Annotated in this window: 22 protein-coding genes; 14 read left to right on the forward strand and 8 right to left on the reverse strand. The window is 61.7% G+C overall.

The annotated features are described in order from the left end of the window. Positions 1-31: 31 nt before the first annotated feature. Positions 32-457: an OsmC family peroxiredoxin gene (locus tag BM131_RS06570; RefSeq protein WP_090187343.1), complete on the forward strand. Its 426-nt coding sequence runs from the start codon at positions 32-34 to the stop codon at positions 455-457. 67 nt (positions 458-524) lie between these two features. Here BM131_RS06570 and BM131_RS06575 read toward each other — a convergent pair whose 3' ends face one another. The 4 genes from BM131_RS06575 to BM131_RS06590 all read right to left on the reverse strand — a co-directional run bounded on the left by BM131_RS06575 (position 525) and on the right by BM131_RS06590 (position 4,415). Next, positions 525-947 carry a hypothetical protein gene (locus BM131_RS06575; RefSeq protein WP_139222591.1) on the reverse strand — a complete coding sequence of 141 codons (423 nt, stop codon included), beginning with the start codon at positions 945-947 and terminating at the stop codon, positions 525-527. Positions 948-1,050: 103 nt separating this feature from the next. Then, positions 1,051-1,596, reverse strand: a complete 546-nt coding sequence (locus tag BM131_RS06580) for a GIY-YIG nuclease family protein (RefSeq protein ID WP_090187347.1) — start codon at positions 1,594-1,596, stop codon at positions 1,051-1,053. Then, complete coding sequence (locus BM131_RS06585) at positions 1,593-2,741, reverse strand: DNA cytosine methyltransferase (protein WP_090187349.1); 1,149 nt, start codon at positions 2,739-2,741, stop codon at positions 1,593-1,595. The genes BM131_RS06580 and BM131_RS06585 overlap by 4 nt, the downstream gene beginning before the upstream one ends. A 78-nt stretch (positions 2,742-2,819) precedes the next feature. After that, the gene (locus BM131_RS06590; protein ID WP_090187351.1) at positions 2,820-4,415 is read right to left on the reverse strand and encodes a peptide chain release factor 3; all 1,596 of its coding nucleotides are present in this window, start codon (positions 4,413-4,415) and stop codon (positions 2,820-2,822) included. A 183-nt stretch (positions 4,416-4,598) separates the two neighbouring features. Here BM131_RS06590 and BM131_RS06595 point away from each other — a divergent pair, with 183 nt between their 5' ends. The 3 genes from BM131_RS06595 to BM131_RS06605 all read left to right on the forward strand — a co-directional run bounded on the left by BM131_RS06595 (position 4,599) and on the right by BM131_RS06605 (position 6,658). Next, positions 4,599-5,246, forward strand: a complete 648-nt coding sequence (locus BM131_RS06595) for a hypothetical protein (RefSeq protein WP_139222592.1) — start codon at positions 4,599-4,601, stop codon at positions 5,244-5,246. 122 nt (positions 5,247-5,368) lie between these two features. Next, entirely contained in the window at positions 5,369-5,998 is a 630-nt protein-coding gene (locus BM131_RS06600; protein WP_090187357.1) for a hypothetical protein, read from the forward strand. 81 nt (positions 5,999-6,079) lie between these two features. Then, positions 6,080-6,658: a hypothetical protein gene (locus BM131_RS06605; RefSeq protein WP_139222593.1), complete on the forward strand. Its 579-nt coding sequence runs from the start codon at positions 6,080-6,082 to the stop codon at positions 6,656-6,658. Here BM131_RS06605 and BM131_RS06610 read toward each other — a convergent pair whose 3' ends face one another. Then, entirely contained in the window at positions 6,659-7,660 is a 1,002-nt protein-coding gene (locus BM131_RS06610; RefSeq protein WP_090187361.1) for a Hint domain-containing protein, read from the reverse strand. 148 nt (positions 7,661-7,808) lie between these two features. On the opposite strand from BM131_RS06610, the gene BM131_RS06615 reads away from it, so the two are divergent. Both BM131_RS06615 and BM131_RS06620 read left to right on the forward strand, forming a co-directional pair. After that, the gene (locus BM131_RS06615; protein WP_090187364.1) at positions 7,809-8,588 is read left to right on the forward strand and encodes an SDR family oxidoreductase; all 780 of its coding nucleotides are present in this window, start codon (positions 7,809-7,811) and stop codon (positions 8,586-8,588) included. 102 nt (positions 8,589-8,690) lie between these two features. Further along, positions 8,691-9,773 carry an ABC transporter ATP-binding protein gene (locus BM131_RS06620; RefSeq protein ID WP_090187366.1) on the forward strand — a complete coding sequence of 361 codons (1,083 nt, stop codon included), beginning with the start codon at positions 8,691-8,693 and terminating at the stop codon, positions 9,771-9,773. A 29-nt stretch (positions 9,774-9,802) separates the two neighbouring features. Here BM131_RS06620 and BM131_RS06625 read toward each other — a convergent pair whose 3' ends face one another. Genes BM131_RS06625 through ccmI form a run of 3 tightly spaced genes read right to left on the reverse strand, consistent with a single transcriptional unit; the run spans position 9,803 to position 11,717 of the window. Beyond that, positions 9,803-10,054 (reverse strand): DUF1289 domain-containing protein, encoded by a 252-nt coding sequence (locus BM131_RS06625; RefSeq protein WP_090187369.1) that lies wholly within the window; start codon positions 10,052-10,054, stop codon positions 9,803-9,805. Continuing rightward, positions 10,051-10,527, reverse strand: coding sequence for a Holliday junction resolvase RuvX (ruvX, locus tag BM131_RS06630; RefSeq protein ID WP_090187371.1), 477 nt, complete (start codon positions 10,525-10,527; stop codon positions 10,051-10,053). Before ruvX ends, BM131_RS06625 begins: the two co-directional genes overlap by 4 nt. Then, entirely contained in the window at positions 10,524-11,717 is a 1,194-nt protein-coding gene (ccmI, locus tag BM131_RS06635; protein WP_090187374.1) for a c-type cytochrome biogenesis protein CcmI, read from the reverse strand. The genes ruvX and ccmI overlap by 4 nt, the downstream gene beginning before the upstream one ends. Positions 11,718-11,928: 211 nt before the next feature. Here ccmI and BM131_RS06640 point away from each other — a divergent pair, with 211 nt between their 5' ends. The 8 genes from BM131_RS06640 (at position 11,929) to BM131_RS06675 (ending at position 19,858) form a co-directional block, all read left to right on the forward strand. Beyond that, complete coding sequence (locus BM131_RS06640) at positions 11,929-13,173, forward strand: sarcosine oxidase subunit beta family protein (protein ID WP_090187377.1); 1,245 nt, start codon at positions 11,929-11,931, stop codon at positions 13,171-13,173. Between the two features lie 115 nt (positions 13,174-13,288). Beyond that, complete coding sequence (locus BM131_RS06645; protein ID WP_090187379.1) at positions 13,289-13,618, forward strand: hypothetical protein; 330 nt, start codon at positions 13,289-13,291, stop codon at positions 13,616-13,618. Between the two features lie 96 nt (positions 13,619-13,714). Then, positions 13,715-14,044: a sarcosine oxidase subunit delta gene (locus BM131_RS06650; protein ID WP_090187382.1), complete on the forward strand. Its 330-nt coding sequence runs from the start codon at positions 13,715-13,717 to the stop codon at positions 14,042-14,044. Next, entirely contained in the window at positions 14,041-17,046 is a 3,006-nt protein-coding gene (locus tag BM131_RS06655; protein WP_090187386.1) for a sarcosine oxidase subunit alpha family protein, read from the forward strand. Before BM131_RS06650 ends, BM131_RS06655 begins: the two co-directional genes overlap by 4 nt. Further along, entirely contained in the window at positions 17,039-17,614 is a 576-nt protein-coding gene (locus BM131_RS06660) for a sarcosine oxidase subunit gamma (RefSeq protein ID WP_090187388.1), read from the forward strand. Before BM131_RS06655 ends, BM131_RS06660 begins: the two co-directional genes overlap by 8 nt. An 81-nt stretch (positions 17,615-17,695) precedes the next feature. Next, a complete protein-coding gene (locus BM131_RS06665; protein ID WP_090187391.1) occupies positions 17,696-18,295 on the forward strand; it encodes a superoxide dismutase in 600 nt (199 codons plus the stop codon). 66 nt (positions 18,296-18,361) lie between these two features. Continuing rightward, positions 18,362-19,342: a threonine ammonia-lyase gene (locus tag BM131_RS06670; RefSeq protein ID WP_090187747.1), complete on the forward strand. Its 981-nt coding sequence runs from the start codon at positions 18,362-18,364 to the stop codon at positions 19,340-19,342. A 63-nt stretch (positions 19,343-19,405) separates the two neighbouring features. Then, positions 19,406-19,858 (forward strand): host attachment family protein, encoded by a 453-nt coding sequence (locus BM131_RS06675; protein WP_090187393.1) that lies wholly within the window; start codon positions 19,406-19,408, stop codon positions 19,856-19,858. Positions 19,859-19,883: the final 25 nt, after the last annotated feature.

Genomic DNA, 19,883 nt, shown 5'->3' on the forward strand with positions numbered 1-19,883 from the left:
TGAGGTGCAAATAACACCGAAAGGACACGACATGATCAAGAAGCATGGCACGGCAAACTGGCAGGGCACGCTGAAAGATGGAATCGGCAAGGTGTCGACTCAGACGGATGCGTTGAACGATCACCCCTATGGTTTCAAGGCCCGGTTCGAGGATGGCCCCGGCACCAATCCCGAAGAACTGGTCGGCGCAGCCCATGCCGCGTGTTTCGCGATGGCGATGTCGCTGAACCTTGGTGAAAAGGGTTATACGGCGGATAACATCGACGCCAAATCAACGGTGTCGCTCGAAGAGGTCGATGGCGGTTTTGCTGTCACAAAGGCACATATCGAGGTCACTGCGACGATCCCCGGAATTTCGGATGCAGACTTTTTGGCTGTCGCGCAGGCTACGGAAAAAGGTTGCCCAATCAGCAAGTTGCTGAATGCTGAAATCACGATGGATGCCAAGCTCGTCTGATTTTCGACTTTGTGCGTATGATGATGGGGGCAGCACTTTGCTGCCCCTTTTCGTTGGGACTGTCCCACTATCCGTCATCCACTTTCGCTAAAACGCGGGCAAATGCCTCTGCCGGGACGGTGCCGTTATAGCGTCCACGCAGTCCCCAAACACGCAGCGGCAGGCCGGTTTGCGCGGCAAGGCGGAACGCGGTTTCGCTGAGTGTAACAACGCCCACTTCGGCCGGTTGGCAGCCGTCTATGCAATGGGTCAGAAGGCGATCATGGGCTGTATAATCCAGCGTTTGCCCGCCAGAGGTCATGCGGCCGATCCGCGGGCCATTCGCGTCCCGCCTTCGGACATTGGTGAAAACGCCAAAGGCACGCCCGTCCGGCCCCAGCGTAATGACAGGCCGCGCGGTCATCAGGCCATTGCCATCCGCGCCGCGGAACACTTCCCTTTCCTGCGTTGTAAATGTCGTCGTGCCGCGCCAGCCATCGTAGGATTGCAAGACGTCATCCCTGATCGGGATGCAGGCGGATAAAAACAGAATCAAACATAACCATCGCATAACGTCACTTTGGACGTACCGGGTTAACTATTACTGAACGAATCTAAGACAAAAACGTCGTGTGATAGGCGACCAGCCGATCGAAATGAGCTTGCAAAGAGCGTTTGAGGTGCCGCTCGTCCTTAACGGTTTGAATATAGTCTACCAGCGATAGGTAATGCGCGATCTGGCGGGGCAGGCGCTGCGCGGGGCGCAGGCGGTCTTGGCGTTCGTCTTCGGCGATGACCTGCACAATCTGCGGCGCGGGCAGGTCGGCGGACAGGTCGGTGTCGCTGGTCATGGCCTTGCCATTCATCAGCTGGTTCTGGGCGTCGAATGTTGCGAATAGATAAGCCTCTAGCGCGGGAATGGCGCTTGGGTCGGCGACGGGCCACGCCTTGACATAGGCGATTTCCCAGACGTCGATCATGCGGTTGGCGATGATGTCTGACCGAGCAGATGTCAGGTGTCGCCGCACGCGGGACCGGATGCCGTCAACGGATTGGCCGACGTAGATCGGCACGCCGTCCAGGTCGCACAGGGCGTAGACGCCGATTTGGTCGGTCAGATCCTTGATCTGGCGCGCGCGGTAAGCCTTGGGATCGATCACGCGGCGGACCGGATGCGACGCGTATGGCGGATCAGCGGTTGGAAAATATGGGTGTCTAAATGGCGCACGACGGGCACAGCCACGCCGTCACCGGACAGGCGGTAGGCGTCGTTAAACCGCGCGGGCAGGCGGTAACTGTCGGGCAGGCCCATCAGGCGCGCGGCCTCGCGTGTTGAGAGCAGGCGAGCGGTGACGGTGCCGTCGCGCACGATCAGGACAGTCTGCCGGGATGATCCGCCACCCGGCGTGCGCAGGCAGCCTGCGATGCCGTCAAAGCGGACCTCTGCCCGCTGCACGGTTTGGCCCAGCCCATCAGGACGGCCGCGTTTATAGACGGTGCCCACGTGCAAGCCGCCCGCGTCGACTGCATCTTGCACGCGGGCGCGGTGGGGGGCGGTCATGAGGCTGAGCAAGCGGTCTAGGCTGGTGGGTGTCATGACGTCGGGCGCAGCGGTGTCGATCAGATCGGCCAGCGCCGCATTGGGGCGCGCGGGGTCGGGCAGGGTCCACCAGATCCAGCGCTGCGCCAATTTGCGCGGTAGCGCGGCATGGGCGGCGCGGATGCGGTCCGTATGAAAGGTGCCGCTGGGGGCATCTTGGGTCAACCCGGCGGGCAGGTCCAGATCATCGCGCACGGCGATGACAAAGACGCGGGGACGGCTTTGCGGTAGGAAATGGCGGGCGTCAATCTCCATCGCGCCGCAGCGATAGCCGCAGGCAGCGAAGGCGTCGACGACCGCCTGAAAATCCCGGCCCCCGTGGCTGGACAGCAGGCCTGTGACGTTTTCAAACGCAAGAATGCCGGGCGCAAAGCCGCCCGCGCGCGCCGCGCGAACGTGTTCGATCCATGCAAAAAACGTTGATGACCGCGCCCCCGCAAGGCCGGACCGGTGGCCAGCAAGGCTGAGGTCCTGACAAGGGCTGCTGGCCCAATATAAATCAATCGGTTGTTGCAAAAGGGCAGGGTCTAGCGCTGCGATATCACCGCAGATCAGACCATCAGCGCCCCAATTTTCCGCATAGGCTGCGCATTTGCCCGCATCAATGTCATTGGCAAAAGCTAAATCCCAGCCATCCGACAAGGCCGCCCTGACCATGCCCGCACCCGCGAAAAATTCGGAAAATCTGGGGGTGGGCGGGGTCATTTCTGTCCTTTCAGCTTCGAACAGAATAGGAACGGGGCGGGTTTTTCACAAGGCAAAACCCGCCCCAATCGATGTCCTTTAGACCATCATTTCCTTGGTCGCCGACAGCTTGATATCCGGGTAATCGCGGCCCACGCGGTCGATGTCCCATTGTAGGCGGGTCAAGAACACGGTGTCGCCGTCGTTATCCAGCGCGATGTGCTGTTTGTTGGCGGCGGCGAATTTATCCACCGCGTCGCGGGTGCCGTGCACCCAGCGGGCCGATGTGAATTGCGAGCCTTCAAAGCGGACGGGCAGGCCGTATTCCATCTCGATCCGGCTTGCGAGCACTTCGAACTGCAGGGCCCCGACGACGCCGACGATAAAGCCAGAACCAAAGGTCGGCTTGAACACCTTGGCCGCGCCTTCTTCGGCAAACTGCATCAGCGCCTTTTCAAGGTGCTTGGCCTTCATCGGGTCGCCCGCGCGGGCGGTTTGCAACAGCTCCGGCGCAAAGGACGGGATGCCGGTCACTTTCAGCGCTTCGCCCTCGGTCAGGGTGTCGCCGATCCGCAGCTGGCCGTGGTTGGGGATGCCGATGATATCGCCGGCCCAGGCCTCTTCGGCCAACTCGCGGTCGGCGGCGAGGAACATCACCGGGTTGGTGATTGCCATCTGCTTTTTGCTGCGCACGTGGGTCAGCTTCATCCCGCGTTCAAAGTGGCCCGACGACATGCGGACAAACGCCACGCGGTCGCGGTGCTTTGGGTCCATATTGGCCTGCACCTTAAAGACAAAGCCGGTGACAGGCGTCTCCTCTGGCGCGATCATGCGGGGTTCGGCGCGCTGGATCTGCGGCTCTGGCCCGTAGGTCGCGATGCCTTCCATCAGTTCCTTAACACCGAAAGAGTTGATGGCAGAGCCGAACCAGATCGGGGTCATAGTGCCCGCCAGCATCGCGTCGTGATCCAGCTTTGGCATCAGTTCTTGCGCCATCTCGATCTCTTCCAAGAAGGTACCAAGCAGCTCTGCGGGGATCAGTTCCTTGAGTTTCGGATCAGACAACCCGCTGATGCGCACGGATTGCGCGACCTTGTTGCGGTCGGCGCGGTCCATCAGGTCCAGCCGGTCGTTCAGGATGTCATAGGTGCCGATGAATTCACGGCCCTTGCCGATTGGCCAAGACGCAGGCGTCACGTCAATCGCAAGATTTTCCTGAATCTCGTCAATGATTTCAAAGGTATCGCGGCTTTCGCGGTCCATCTTGTTACAGAACGTCAAGATCGGCAGATCGCGCATGCGGCAGACTTCAAACAGCTTTTGCGTCTGGCTTTCCACACCCTTTGCGCCGTCGATCACCATGACGGCGGCGTCCACGGCGGTGAGTGTGCGATAGGTGTCTTCGGAAAAGTCAGAGTGGCCGGGCGTGTCCACCAGATTGAACCGGTAGCCATCGAAATCGAACGACATCGCCGAGGCCGAGACGGAAATGCCCCGGTCCTTTTCCATCTGCATAAAGTCAGAGCGCGTGCGCCGCGCTTCGCCCTTGGCGCGCACCTGTCCAGCCATCTGAATAGCGCCGCCATACAGCAGGAATTTTTCAGTCAGCGTCGTCTTACCAGCGTCCGGGTGCGAGATGATCGCAAAGGTCCGGCGGCGGGCGATTTCAGGCGGAAGGGCAGGGCGATTTGTCATGGCTGATCCTGTAACCTGCGGCAGGGGTAAGGGCAATGCGGGGCTGTGCGTCACGCGCTGCATCCCTGTCATGAAAAGAAGTTAGCCTAAATCAACCTGTGGGCTGCTTTCGCCATATTCTTGCCGAACCATTTTGTGATTAATCATTTAGCAACTATTGGAAGAACCAAGAGAGATGCTTTGATGAAATTAGTAATGAGTGCGATCGCTTTGGCTAGCCTTGCAGCCTGCGGCGGAGCCGGGACAGACTTGTCACCGCAAGTGCCGACCTTATCGCAGTTTGAAACCAGCGTCCGCAGCTTTGGCGCGACGGCTGACAATATCGACAGCATGACCGATACGGTACCGCGCAATATTCCCTCTACGGGCACGTCGACGTTCAGTGGTCCCGCGCTTTTGTCGGTGGACGGGTTCACAAACAGCTATGCCATGACGGGCGATTCGCGTTTGACCGTCAACTTTGCCAATGACGACATGAGCGGCGGTGTCACGAACTTCAGGGGCGTGGATGAAAACGGTCGCGGTGTGAATGTCGGGGGGCAGATCGCCTTTACCGATGGTCTTGTCGGCTCGGACGAGACGTCCGGGCTGTTTGCCGTCGATTTCAACGGCAACCTGACCGCCGGTTCAGACCGGATTGCACTGGACGGGATTGCCATCGGCTATTTCGAAGGCAACCGCACGTCAGGGTCCATCCGCACGCGGGCTATTCAGGCCTTCAGCGGCACCAGCGGCTCCTTCTTCGCCGACCAGGGGTTTCCACCTTCGATGACCGCGACGATGAACGGCAACTCTGCGGTTGCCGACTTTGCTTTCGTGGGCGAAAACTAAGGCCGCTATACGATAGCACACCCCCCGTCATCGCATGACGGGCCGGGTCTGGTGCAAGGATTGGGGCAAGGCCGCGCGGTTTGCGGGGCTTTGCCCTTTTTGTTTGCAACAGGATCACTGCCATGACCGTCAATCCCCTTCGCACCGCGATCAGCGTAACCGCCCTTGCCGTCATGACAGCCTGCGGCGGCGCTGGCGTGCCCGTGACGACCTTGCCGCAGGTGCCCGATAATAGCCGGCTTAGCCTTGCGGAAATTCAAAGCGTGCAGGAGCAGATTGCGCCCGCCTACGATAGAACCGACCCGACACTAAAGCAGCAGGTGCCGGTCAGCGGCGGGTCCAATTATCTAGGCTATGTGACCGGCGATCTGAGCGTGCCGGGCCGCCGCACCGATGTTGCTGGCGTCATGCAGATGGGCGTTGATTTCAGCACGGACCGCGTGGGCGGCACGGCGGGTAATTTTGTGACCTCTCAAGGTGCACCGATTGACGGCGTACTGACCTTGTCGAACGGCCGGCTTGACCGCGATTTGAACCGCTCTCAGGTGACGATCCGGTCCGACGTGGATGGCACGCTGCGCACCGGCGCAGGAGAGACGGTCCGCGTTGACGGCGTCATTACCAACGGCGGCTTTAAGGGCTCAAGCGGTCAGTTCATCGGCGCGCCAATGTATGGCGATATCACTGTCAGCAATGGCAATGCGGTCGAAGGCGGCACCTTTGGCCTGACCGGCATTCTGGCCCGCGAATAATCCTGCGGGGCTTGGCGGATTAATCTTTGATTAACCGCGAGGCGTCAGTTTAGCCCCCATCAGATCATGGGGGCTGAACAGATGATCACGCGGTGCTTGGGCGGTGCGATGCTGCTGTGTTTAGCCGGTTGCGGTGGTGGCGGGGGCGGCAATGAAAACGGCGGGCCGACGCCGGGGCAGATTGACGGCCAAATTGACGGCCAAGATGTCAGCGACCCGAGCTTGCTGCCGACGACAGGCCGCGCCAGCTATGACGGCTACATGCGCGCCGCCCTACCAACAGGAGAGGACGGCGCACGCGTCGAATACCTCGCCGATCTGACGCTGGCGGTGAATTTTGGCGCGGGCTTTGACCAGATCCGCGGCCAAGCCAGCGGGTTCGAGGCGCGCGACGGCGTCCCTTTGTCCGGCGGTCTGGCAATCACCGATGGCAGCATTTTTCGCGGCACGGACAGCAGCGCCGCTTATAGCTTTGATGCTGATTTGGACGGCACCCTGTCGGACGGCAGGGCCAGTTACACCATTGATGCCAGTATGGACGGCGAGTTTATCAACCAGACCCAAACCGCCGTGCGCGGGCTGGTGTTTGGCGATATCACAGGACCGGCAGGGCAGGATATTTTTGACGGCACCTTTGCCGGAACGCGCATTCCAGAGTGATCAGTCGCGCGAGGCCTGGCGCAGCAATGACACCGCATCGCCTGACGACAGCAAGGATTCGCGCACTTCATAGTCATGATGCGGCCGGTGCCCATGCCCCCGGCGCACTTCTTCGTCCAGATGGTCGGGCAGCGCCGCGCGGGTGCGCGGGTCGATCAGCAGGGATTCTGCGGCAATCCCCTCGGCATAGATGATCTGGTGCTGATCAAACAGCAGCTGGAAATAGTCAACAAATCCGCCGGCTTGCTGGAATACCGTCTCTCCGTTGATCAGGTGGCGGACCTTGACCAGCACCTCGTTACGGCCCGCGCCTAAACGGTCTTGCCGTTGGTAGACGAACAGGCGGTGATCGGGGCTAAGGATCAGGTCATTGGCGTTATGCAGCGCCCCCCTGCGGATCACGACGGGGGCAAATTCACCGACGGCGCGCAGGGTCGATTCGCCCACCCAGCGCACCGGCTGGGGGCCGTCATCGCGGGTCAGAACCTTGTCGCCGACGCGGACGTCTTCAATCGGAACCTGCGCACCCGATGACATGGTGATCCGGGTGCCGCGGGTAAAGGATACGCTGGCGACCTCTGCAAAGCGCATGGGCGCGATCTGCCGGTCGACGCCGACCAAGCGATAAGGCGTGCCCGATTTCAGGTTCGCAAGCGGCAGCATATAGACGGCTTCGACACCGCCAGCGACCACCTCGACCAGGAGGAGCGCCTCGTAGGTTTTGCCATCGACGGCCATCAAGGTGATGCAGCAATCCAGAAACACATCGCTGTCCGGCATCCCGGTTTGCCCGCCCGGTGCGACCTTAAACTGCCCGCTGACGTCCGTCGCGCTCAGCGATAGGGCCAAAGCGCGCGATACGGGCGACATTTCATAGATGTCGTCCAGCACCAATTCGTCAGCAAAGGTCAACGGCTCGCCAAAGGCGACGCCATCAGTCACGCAAAACGTGGTGGCAGAGAGCACCTGCACGCTTTGAACCTGGGCCGTTTTTTGCGTCATGGACACTCTTAAACAATTAGATGCAAGTTAACGAGTCTGCATCTGGGGTCAATGTTATCGCAGTCAATCTATGATCGCCGAGCGATTGCTGTATGTTAACCGATGTAGTGTTAATAAACCGGCTTATTGCTGGATAGGGAGTGACAGGATGGACCTGAACATCAAGGGGAAAACCGCGCTGGTTTGCGCATCTTCGCGTGGACTTGGGCGCGGCTGCGCCGAAGCGTTGGCCGAGGCTGGTGTTGATCTGGTGCTGAACGCTCGCGGCGCGCAGGCGCTAGAGCAGACCGCGCAAGAGATCCGCGACCGCTGGGGCGTCAAGGTGACAACCGTCGCAGGCGATGTGTCGAACGAGGACGACCGCGCCGCATTGATCAAAGCGGCGCAGGGCGTTGATATCCTTGTGAACAACGCTGGCGGCCCGCCCCCGGGCCTGTGGTCCGATTGGAACCGCGACGATTTCATCAAGGCGCTGGACGCCAACATGCTGGCCCCCATCGCGCTGATGACGGCCCTGCTGCCGGGCATGATCGACAAGGGCTGGGGCCGGGTCGTGAACATCACCTCTGGTTCGGTCAAGGCACCGATCCCGCAGCTGGGCCTGTCTAACAGCGCCCGCGCGGGCCTGACCGGCTATGTCGCCGGCACCTCGCGGCAGGTTGCGCCATTTGGCGTGAACATTAACAACCTGCTGCCCGGTATCCACGACACCGACCGCGCCGCATCGCTTGATGGTGGCGTGTCCAAGGCGCAGAACATCTCGGTCGAAGATGCCCGCGCGCAGCGGATTGCGACGATCCCGGCCCGCCGCTACGGTACGGCCGCCGATTTTGGCGCGATGTGTGCGTTCCTGTGCTCTGACCGGGCGCAGTTTATCGTCGGGCAGAACATCCTGCTGGACGGCGGCGCGGTCAACGCGACGCTGTAAAACATTTGGCATGCGCGGCGCTTTGACAGTGCCGCGCGTGCTGCCTTGCCCTTGGGGGCAGGGATTGCTAGGCCATGCCTTAGTATTTCGCTAGAGTATGCCATGACCGCCACGCCGCGCCTTGAAATCAGTCACATTGCCAAAAGCTTTGGCGGCCAAAAGGTCGTCGATGATGTCAGCCTGAGCGTGATGCCGGGGCAGGTGACCTGCCTGCTGGGCCCCTCTGGCTGCGGCAAATCCACAACATTGCGGATGATCGCTGGGGTGGAATCGCCCGATGCGGGGCAAATCCACGTCGATGGCCAGCTGATTTGCGGCGACGGGCGCGACGTGCCGCCTGAATCGCGGTCGATCGGTCTGATGTTTCAGGATTTCGCCCTGTTTCCGCACCTAAGCGTCGCGCAAAACGTGGCCTTCGGCCTAAAGCTTGACCGCCGCGCGGCCCGCGCCCGCGTCGAAGAATTGCTGGGCAAAGTCGGCATGGGCCGCCATATCGACCGCTTCCCGCACGAGCTGTCGGGCGGAGAGCAACAGCGCGTTGCACTGGCCCGCGCACTGGCACCGCGGCCCAAAGTCATGCTGATGGACGAGCCGTTTTCGGGCCTTGATGACCGTCTGCGCGATGACATCCGGGATGAAACCTTGGACGTGCTCAAGGCCGAAGGCACCGCCGTGCTGCTGGTCACCCACGAGCCGGGCGAGGCGATGCGCATGGCGGACGAGATTGCGTTGATGCGCGATGGCCGGATCGTGCAGCGCGGCGCGCCTTACAATATTTACAACACGCCGGTTGATCGCAAGGCGGCGGCATTCTTTAGCGATATCAACGTGATCCGGGGCGAAGTGCGCGGGGCGTTGACCGACACGCCCTTCGGCCAATTCCTTGCTCCCGGTGTGCCGGACGGCACGGCGGTCGATATTTGCATCCGCCCGCAGCACCTGAAAATCGACTTTGACCGCGCGGGCCGTGGCCCGAACCCAACCCCGATGGAAGGCACGCCCGCGCGCGGTGTCGTGCAGCGGGCGCGGTTCATGGGATCAGAATCCTTGGTGGAATTCCGCATGGATTACGATGGCACGATCTTGCGGGCGCAAATCCCGTCGGTGTTCCTGCCCAAACCCGGCACGCCGCTGTGGATCATGATCCGCCGCGATCGGTGTTTTGTGTTTCCGGCAGCAGCGTAAAAAGTCTTCGTCCAGAGACGTTTAGGACCCTAAGGCTTTTCGTCCGAGAGATCTTTGCCCAGCCGCGCCGCGCGCCCGCCGCGCCGCTGGGTGATCTGGCCGGACCTGTTTGGCAGCTCTTCCATCACAGCGCGCCGCGCGTCAGGCGTCATGCGCGACCAGGATCCGATTTCGTCAATCGTGCGCAGGCAACCGGTGCACAGCCGGCTGGCCGGGTGGATGACGCAAATCTTGATGCAGGGGCTGTCGATTTCGTCGCGTTTCCAGACATCGTCGGTCATGGGTTGGCCTTCATATGGGTGATCCGGTCCAGCGCGCCTTGCAGGATATAGGCGGCGGCGACGTGGTCGATCACTTCGGCGCGGCGCTTGCGGGATGTGTCAGCCTCCAGCAGGGCGCGGGTGGCGGCGACGGTGGATAAACGCTCGTCCCAATAGGTGATTGGCAGCGGTGTCAGCCGTTCCAGATTGCGGGCAAAGGCGCGGGTGGCTTGGCAGCGCGGTCCTTCGCTGCCGTCCATGTTCAGCGGCAGGCCCAGCACCAATCCGGTGATCTGGCGCTTTTCGCACAGCGCCAAAAGCGCGGCGGCATCCAGCCCGAATTTCTTGCGCTTAATCGTTTCCGTCGGGGTGGCCACGCCGCGCATCACGTCGGACACGGCAACGCCAATCGTCACAGTCCCAAGGTCCAGCCCCGCCAGTGCGCCAAAGGCGGGGACGTTGCCCAAAAAGCTGCTGACGTCTTCGCAGATCATTCCGCGACCCCGGCAGATTGCGCTGCGGTTTCAATCGTTTGCAAGGCGATGTTGTCACCGGCAAAGGCGGTTTGCGCCTCGGTATAGACGGTACGCGCTTCCTCGGTTTGGCCTAGCACGCCGTAGGCAGAGATCAGCCGCGCCCAGTCCGCAGCAGGCCCGCCTTCGGCGGCCAGACGGCCTGCCAGTTGTGCCACCATGCCGCCGATCATCGCGGTGCGGTCTTCTTCGGTCATGTCTTCGGCGGCTGCGATATCCGCCGCGCCGGGACCGCGCAGATCGGGCAATTCATATTCCACACCCGCGCGGGCGGCGGCACCTGCGATCTGGGACCGGATTAATTCGCCGTGAAAGGACGTGTCGCCGCTGTCGGCAATGGGGCGCCAAAAACGCAGTGCAATGTCGGATCGTCCGGTTTGGTCATAGATCGCACCGATGTAATACCGCCCGGCGACGTTTGCTTCATCGCGGGTCAGGATCGCGCGGGCGACGGTTTCAGCCTCTGGCGACACGATGCCATTCGCGGCGGCCACCATAAGGTCAATTTCGCGTTCCAGGTCTTCCATCGGAACGTCGTCACCCTTCAGCGCGACAACGCGCGCCTGTGCGCGGGCCGCCGCGCCATAGTTGCCTAAGCGGGTTTCGTGAAAGGTCAGCAGCGTCCAGCCTTGTAGGTCATCGGGACGGGTCGGCACCATCGTGCGCAACTGGTTGATCTGCTCTAGGTAGTCGGTGGGCGCATCGACCGGGGGCAGGGTCGGGGCTGCAGCCTCGAGCGCGGCCTGATCGGGGCGGGTGTCCCGCATCACCTCGGCCTCGGCATGGCGGGCAGCGAGGGGCTGATCGGGATCGCCGGGCGCACCCAGTTGCAGGTAGGTGTAACCGCCAACGCCAAGCAACATGACGCCCACAACGCCCGCAACCGCGATGTTTGCACTGCGCGGCGCGGTGCCTGTGACCTGATGCGTGCGGCTGACGGCCAGCAGACGGCGCGCGATCTCGGCGCGGGCGCGCTCTGCCTCATCGGCGTTCAACACGCCGCGGGTGATGTCGCGGTCGACCTCTTCCAGCTGGCCTTTGTAGATCGCCACCTGCGGGTGGTCATCGCGCGCAACTGCCGGGCGCAGTAACGGCGCCGCAAGTAGCGACGCAAGGCCAAGCGCCATGACAATGCAAATGATCCAGAACATGCTGTTCCCCCTTGGGTTCGCGCCTTACCTAAGCGGTCACGGCCCCTGTGAAAACCCCGCGTAAGGCCCCCTGCGACAACGCGGGCATTGCCCAACCGCAGGGGATGTCGCAAACCTCGTCTGTCTTGCCGCTGGCGCACAGCTTCGGTATGTCTGTTTTGTTCAGGAAAGGCGGGTAAGACCCGCACAGGCCTTGAAGGATTCGAGCCTCATGAAACGCTATTCCGCCTTTGCCATCGCCCGCGAAGCTTTTCGTCAGCACAGCGGCTGGACCCGCGCATGGGGGCAGGCCGAACCAAAGCCGCGCTATGATGTGATTATCGTCGGTGCTGGCGGCCACGGGCTGGCGACGGCCTACTACCTTGGCAAGAATTTCGGCATCACCAATGTCGCGGTGCTGGAAAAGGGCTGGCTGGGCGGCGGCAATACGGGCCGCAACACGACGATCATCCGCAGCAACTATCTGCAGGACCCCTCTGCCGCGATCTATGAAAAGGCGCGCAGCCTGTACGAGGGGCTGTCTCAGGACCTGAACTACAACGTCATGTTCAGCCCGCGCGGCGTGATGATGCTGGCGCAAACCCAGCACGAAATCCGCGGCTATCAGCGCACGGTGCATGCCAACAACTTGCAGGGCGTGACGACGGAATGGATTAGCCCGGCGCGGGTAAAAGAGCTGTGCCCGATCATGAACATCGACGGCCCACGCTATCCGGTGTTGGGCGCGTTGTGGCAAGCGCGCGGCGGCACGGCGCGTCATGATGCGGTCGCGTGGGGCTATGCCCGCGCCTGCGCCGATATGGGCATGGACATCATCCAGCAGTGCGAAGTCACGGGCGTCACGACTGAGGCTGGCAAAGTCACCGGCGTGAACACCACGCGCGGCGATATCAAATGCGGCAAGCTGGGCATGGTCGTCGCAGGCCACGCTAGCGTTCTGGCGCAAAAGGCGGGCTTTCAACTGCCCATCGAAAGCGTCGCGTTGCAGGCCTTGGTCAGCGAGCCGATCAAGCCTTGCATGGATGTCGTCGTCATGGCGAACACGGTGCACGGCTATATGTCCCAGTCCGACAAGGGCGAAATGGTCATCGGCGGCGGCACGGACGGCTATAACAACTATACCCAGCGCGGCAGTTTCCATCATATCGAAGAAACCGTCCGCGCCTTGGTCGAAACATTCCCCATCGTCGGGCGGTTGAAAATGCTGCGCCAGTGGGGCGGGATTGTGGACGTGACGGGGGATCGGTCGCCGATCCTGTCGAAAACCCCGGTGGAAGGCATCTTTGTCAACTGCGGCTGGGGCACGGGCGGCTTTAAGGCGATCCCGGGCTCTGGCTGGGCCATGGCAGAGCTGATGGCCAAGGGCGCATCGCCGCTGACCGAAGAGTTTTCGATGAACCGTTTCCGTCATGGCAAGTTCATCGACGAGAGCGTCGCCGCTGGCGTGGCGCATTAATCATGCAGTTTAAGAGCATGACGCAAGATCAGCCTGATATTTGTGCAGACCTTGGGAACCAATGGCAAGGTTGCGACGTTTTGTCGCCAAATAGACCTTATCAGGAGCCCGCAACATGTCGGACTACAACAACAACACTGACCCAACCCGCCCGAACACGACAAACATCCACAACACGACCCCGGTCGTGGAAAAGTCCGGCGGCGGCACAGCCGTCATTCTGGGCATCGTGGTCATCGTTCTTGCCGTTCTGGCATTCTTGTTCTTCGGCGGCGACGGCGCTGGCACGACAGCCACGACCGACACCTCTGCTGCGGCGACGGCTGATGCTGTTGGCGATGCAGCGGCTAGCACCGCTGACGCCGTTGGCGACGCAGCTGCTGGCGCAGCCGAAGCGACTGGCAATGCTGCCGAAGGCGCGGCTGACGCGACGACTGGCAACTAAGGCACTACAGATTATCCGCGACGCTAAGGCCGCTCGGTTCCCAATGGGACCGGGCGGCCTTTCGTCGTTTTCGGCCCTCACTTCAAAGGTTATCCCATGCTGATCCTGCATTGCCCGCACTGCGACCGGATGGTCGATGAAACCGATCTGCACGCCGGCGGAGAGGCGCATGTGAAACGCTTTGGCCCCGGATCAGAGGCGGAGGAGTTCGAGAACTACCTGTTCATGCGCGAAAACCCAAAGGGTGTGCATTTTGAACGCTGGCGTCATGTTTACGGCTGCGGCAAGTGGTTTCTGGCCGCCCGCAACACTGCGACGCTAGAAGTTTACGGCACCTATTCCGCGCAAACGACGGAGCCGCCGCAAGCGATCCGCGACGCGATATCCGCAAAGCAACCGGGCTGGTCGTGGGGGACATTCCAATGAGGCTGCGCACAAACGGCAGGCTGGTCGCCAAGAACCGGCCAGTGCATTTTACCTTTAACGGCAAACGGTTACAGGGCTACTCTGGCGACACGCTCGCCTCTGCCTTGTTGGCGAACGATCAACTGCTGGTCGGCCGCTCGTTCAAATACCACCGCCCACGCGGCCTTGTCGCCGCTGGCGCAGAAGAGCCGAACGCGCTGGTGGAACTGGGGCGCGGCGACCGGCAGGAACCCAACGCGCGTGTCACGCAGGTCGAACTGTTTGACGGCCTCGCTGCCCGCAGCCAGAACCATTGGCCAAGCCTTGAATTCGACGTCGGCGTCATCAACGCCAAGCTGTCGCGCTTTTTGCCCGCAGGTTTCTATTACAAGACCTTCATGCAGCCGCAGGCGTTCTGGAAGCATGTCTATGAGCCGATCATTCGCGCCTCTGCCGGCCTTGGCCGTGCGCCGGAAACCGGCGACGATCACACCTACGAGCACTTTAACGTCACTGTGGATGTGCTTGTTGTTGGGGGCGGAATTGCGGGTCTGGCAGCGGCGCTGGCTGCGGGCCGTGCGGGTGCGCGGGTGCTGCTGGTGGAACAAACCTCTGGCTGGGGTGGCCGGGCTGTTGTGGACCGGCCCAGCATTGAAGGCATCAGTGCGCAGGACTGGGTGAATGCGACGCTGGCAGAGCTGGACGCCATGCCCAACGTCGATGTGCGGCTGCGCTGTCAGGGCGCTGGCGTCTTCGATCACGGCTATGCGTTGGCGCACGAACGCCTGACCGACCACGCGCCCAAACAGGGCGGTCCGCGTCAGCGGCTTTGGCGGATCAGGGCCGGACGCATAGTCACCGCGACGGGCGCGATTGAACGGCCTTTGTCCTTTGCTTACAACGACGTGCCGGGCGTTCTTCTTGCGGCTGCCCTGCGCGATTACGTCGTAAACTTTGGCGTCGCTGTCGGCGAACGCACTGTGATTGTCACCAATAACGACGACGCCTACCGCACCGCGATTGCCCTGCATGACGCAGGGCTAGACGTGCCCGCCGTGATCGACGCACGCACATCTGCGAAGGGCGAGCTGCCAGAGCAAGTGCGCGCCCTTGGCATTAAAGTGCTGACAAACAGCGGGATCGCATCCGTCGATGGCGGCAAGCGCGTCACCGGCGTGCAGGTCTGCGCGCAGGACGGCGAAGGCACGGTCACGGAAACGATCCCCTGCGACTGCGTTGCCATGTCGGGCGGCTGGTCCCCCGTGGTGCACCTGTGGTCCCACTGCGGCGGCAAGCTGGTCTGGGACGAGCCGCATGCCTTTTTCCGCCCCGACGCGGATCGCCCGCCGCTGGGCGCGGACGGCGAAGGCTTCGTCATCGCGGTTGGCACTGCCAACGGCCATTTGTTCACCGCCGAGGCGATTGCCGACGGCTTTAGCGCCGGGCGCAAGGCAGCCAAGGTGGCGGGTCATACGCGCAAACCGGGCCAAGCCCCGATGGGCGACGATGTGGCAGAGGATGCGCTGACCCCGGTCTGGATCATGCCCGCGCAGGCCCCGTACAAGCTGCGGTCAAAGATGTGGCTGGATTACCAAAACGACGTTAAAGTCAGCGACGTGCAACTGGCCGCGCAAGAGGGCTTTCAGTCTGTTGAGCACGCCAAGCGATACACCACGCTGGGCATGGCAACGGATCAGGGGAAGTTGAGCAATATCAACGGACTCGCGGTGCTTTCTAATGCACTGGGTGAAGCAATCCCGCGAGTCGGCACTACGACCTTCCGTCCGCCTTATACACCGCTACCGCTAGCCGCGATCACAGGTGTGGCGCGGGACGAGCTGTTCCAGCCGATCCGCAAAACGCCGGTCCACGCATGGCACGATGCGCAGGGTGCAGAGTTCGAGCCTGTCGGCCAATGGCGCAGGCCCTATGCCTATCCGCGCGGGGACGAGACAGCGCATGACGCGGTCACGCGCGAGGTGGTGAACACCCGCGAAAACGTCGGCCTGCTGGACGCGTCCACCCTTGGCAAGTTGATCGTCAAAGGGCCGGACGCGGGCAAGTTTCTGGACATGATGTATACCAACATGATGTCCAATCTGGCCGTCGGCAAATGCCGCTATGGTCTGATGTGCAGCGAAAACGGCTTCTTGATGGACGACGGTGTTGTCGCCCGGATGGATGACGACACCTGGCTTTGCCACACCACCACCGGCGGCGCTGATCGTATTTTGGCGCATATGGAAGACTGGCTGCAGTGCGAATGGTGGGATTGGCAGGTCTATGTGGCCAATGTCACCGAGCAATACGCTCAATTTGCTGTCGTTGGCCCCAAGGCACGGCAGCTGTTGCAGGCGATTGGCGGCATGGCGCTGACCAAGGATGACCTGCCGTTTATGCAATGGGCAAGCGGGCAGATTGGCGGCTTTGACGTGCGGGTGTTCCGCATCAGTTTCTCTGGCGAGTTGTCGTATGAAATCGCCGTCGCCGCGGGCCAAGGGGCTGCGTTCTGGGATATGCTGGTCAAACAGGGCGAGGCTTTCGGCCTGATGCCCTACGGGACAGAGGCGCTGCACGTCCTGCGGGCCGAAAAGGGCTTTATCATGATCGGTGATGAAACCGATGGTACGGTCATTCCGCAGGACTTGAATCTGAACTGGGCGATTTCCAAGAAAAAGGACGACTTTTTGGGCAAGCGCGGCCAGCTGCGCAGCCATATGGTCGACCCGGATCGCTGGAAACTGGTCGGGCTGGAAACAGTGGATGGCTCGGTCTTGGCAGACGGCGCTTATGCGGTGGCAGAGGGCGTAAATGCCAATGGCCAGCGCAACACCCAAGGACGCGTCACATCGACCTATTATTCGCCGACGCTGAAAAAGGGCATCGCGATGGGGCTGGTGAAACACGGCCCCACCCGCATGGGCGAAGTGATCGCCTTTACCAAAGAGGGCGGCGGGTTTGTCGATGCGCGCATCGTCGATCCGGTGTTCTATGACAAGGACGGAGAGAAGCAGAATGTCTGATCCCATCAGCGCCCTTAGCCTGCGGGCCACGCACGGCAGCGTCCAAGTCAGCGATACCGGCGTGCACGGCATGATCACCCTGCGCGGCGATCTGGCGTCCTCGAAAATCCGGTCGCTTTGCAAGGATTTGGTTGGCTTGCCAGCCCCTGCGCCGCGTGAAGTGCAGGTCAAAGGCGACGCCGCCGTGCTGTGGATGTCCCCGGACGAGCTGCTGTTCGTGCTGCCTTATGGCAGTGTGGCGGATAGTTTGGCCCGCATCGCCAAAGTGCTGAAAGGCCAGCATCATCTGGCGGTCGACGTCTCTGATGCGCGCACCATGCTGCGGGTGGACGGGCCGTTCGCCCGCGAAGTCATCGCCAAGCTGGCCCCCGTTGATCTGTACCCCGGCGCATTCGGCGAAGGCCAAGTGCTGCGGTCCAGACTCGGGCAGATCGCGGCGGCTTTTTGGATGAGCGGTCCGCAAACGTTTGAAGTCATCTGTTTCCGCTCTGTTGCCGAATATGCCTTTGATTTGCTGGCTGCATCGGCGGCTGCGGGGCCAGTTGGGCACTTTCCACGCGGAACTTGATCCGCTTTCAGGGGTTGACCCTGCAGCTAATCGCGCTTCCATTCGCGGCAGCGAAATACACTTTATAAAAGGGGTCACATCATGGCTTTTGAACTTCCCGATCTTCCCTACGCCCACGACGCGCTGGCATCCAAGGGCATGTCCGCAGAGACGCTGGAGTATCACCACGATATCCACCACAAAGCCTATGTCGACAACGCCAACAAGCTGTTGATTGCCTCTGAATACGAAGGCATGTCGCTGGAAGACGCGATTACCAGCACCTACCAGTCCGGTGCCGTGGCGCAGAGCGGTCTATTCAACAACCTGTCGCAACTGTGGAACCACAACCAGTTCTGGGAAATGATGACCCCCGACACTAAGGCAATGCCAAGCGAGCTAGAGCTGGCACTGGCCGAAAGCTTTGGGTCCGTACAGAAGTTTAAGGACGAGTTCGCGGCTGCTGGTGCCGGTCAGTTCGGCTCTGGCTGGGCATGGCTGGTCAAGGACACCGATGGCGGCCTGAAGATCACCAAGACTGAAAACGGCGTGAACCCGCTGTGCTTTGGTCAGACCGCGCTGCTGGGCTGCGACGTGTGGGAACACTCCTACTACATCGACTTCCGCAACAAGCGTCCGGCTTACCTGACCAACTTCCTCGACAACCTGGTAAACTGGGAAAACGTCGCGGGCCGGATGTAATTCGCCTGCACTTAGACTAACAAGGGCCCGCGTTTTGTGCGCGGGCCTTTTGCTTTGGATGATGCCATGACCGACGTAAGCCTGCCCACCTTTGATGAAATCGCCGCTGCCGCCGCCGACATCGCGGCAGAGACGATCCGCACGCCTGTGCTTTCCCTGACCTCTGACCGCTGGCGCGGGATTTTGCCGGATGCGGCTAGCATCACGGTCAAGCTAGAGCTGTTTCAGCAGGCCGGATCGTTCAAGGCGCGCGGTGTTTTGCTGGGCCTGCGTCGGCTCGACGCGGTGCAGCGGCGCGTTGGCGTGGTGGCAGCGTCTGGCGGCAATCACGCGCTGGCGGTCAGCTGGGCGGCGCAGGCGGCAGGCGTCAGCGCCCGGATCGCCATGCCATCCACGGTGGACCCGCTGCGTATCGAAGGTTGCCGCGCGATGGGGGCCGAAGTCACGCTGTGCGACGACATGCCCGCCGCCTTTGCCGAAATGGACCGCGTTGTCGCGCAAGAGGGACGCGCGATCCTGCATCCGTTTGACGGCGCGCATATGACCCTTGGCGCGGCCGTCTGCGGCGCGGAATACGCGGCCCAAGCCCCCCAGATTGACACGCTGGTCGTGCCTGTGGGCGGCGGCGGCTTGATCGGCGGGCTGGGGCATGGGTTTAAACTGGCGAACCCTGCTGTGCAGGTGATCGGGGTGGAACCGACCGGCGCTGACAGCATGACTCGCAGCCTTGCGGCAGGCCATCCGGTTGCGCTGGACAAGATCGCCACGATTGCTGACAGCCTGAGTGCACCCAAGGCGATGCCTTATTCCTTTGCCGTGGCGCAGCAGGTTGTGGACCGCATGGTGCACGTGACGGACGCGCAGATGCGCGCCGGCATGGGGCATTACATGGACGTGCTGCGTCTGCTGGCGGAACCCGCCTGCGCCGCGTCCCTTGCCGCAATCTGCGGGCCGCTGCGGGATGAATTGGCTGGAAAGCATGTGGGCATCATCGCCTGCGGGTCCAATGTGTCTGTGGCGCGGTGGCAGACGGTGATGGCCGGGTAGGGCGGAACAATGCGCCCGCGCGGATCGTTGGTTTCCCAAGTGATAACCAAAGGAGATCCGAGCATGACACAGATCAAAAATGGCACATGGGTTGTGGTGGCTGATGGCGAAAAGGCACTCTTTTTGCGCAACATCACCGACGGGACCAACCCAAACCTAGAGGTGATCCGCAAAGAAGAGCAGGATAACCCCAAGGATATCGACCAATCCGCCAACCGCCCCGGCCGCGTTGGCCAATCCGCCAATCCGGGCAAGTCGGCCTATGACGACACCGATTGGCACGAGCTGGCCAAGGACCGCTTTGCCGCCGATCTGGCAGATATCCTGTATGAACGCGCCCATAAGGGCAAATTCGACAGCCTTGTGCTGGTCGCCAGCCCCGGCGTGCTGGGCGAATTGCGCGGGCAGTTGCATCAGGAAGTCACCGACAAAATCGTCGGAGAGATCCCCAAGACCCTGACCAACCATCCGGTCAAGGATATCGAGGACATCGTGAAGGCCGACCTCGTCGCCTAAACCGACCTTGTCGCACCAACAGATC

Origin of the sequence: Loktanella salsilacus, assembly GCF_900114485.1 — a bacterium.
Lineage (GTDB): Bacteria > Pseudomonadota > Alphaproteobacteria > Rhodobacterales > Rhodobacteraceae > Loktanella > Loktanella salsilacus.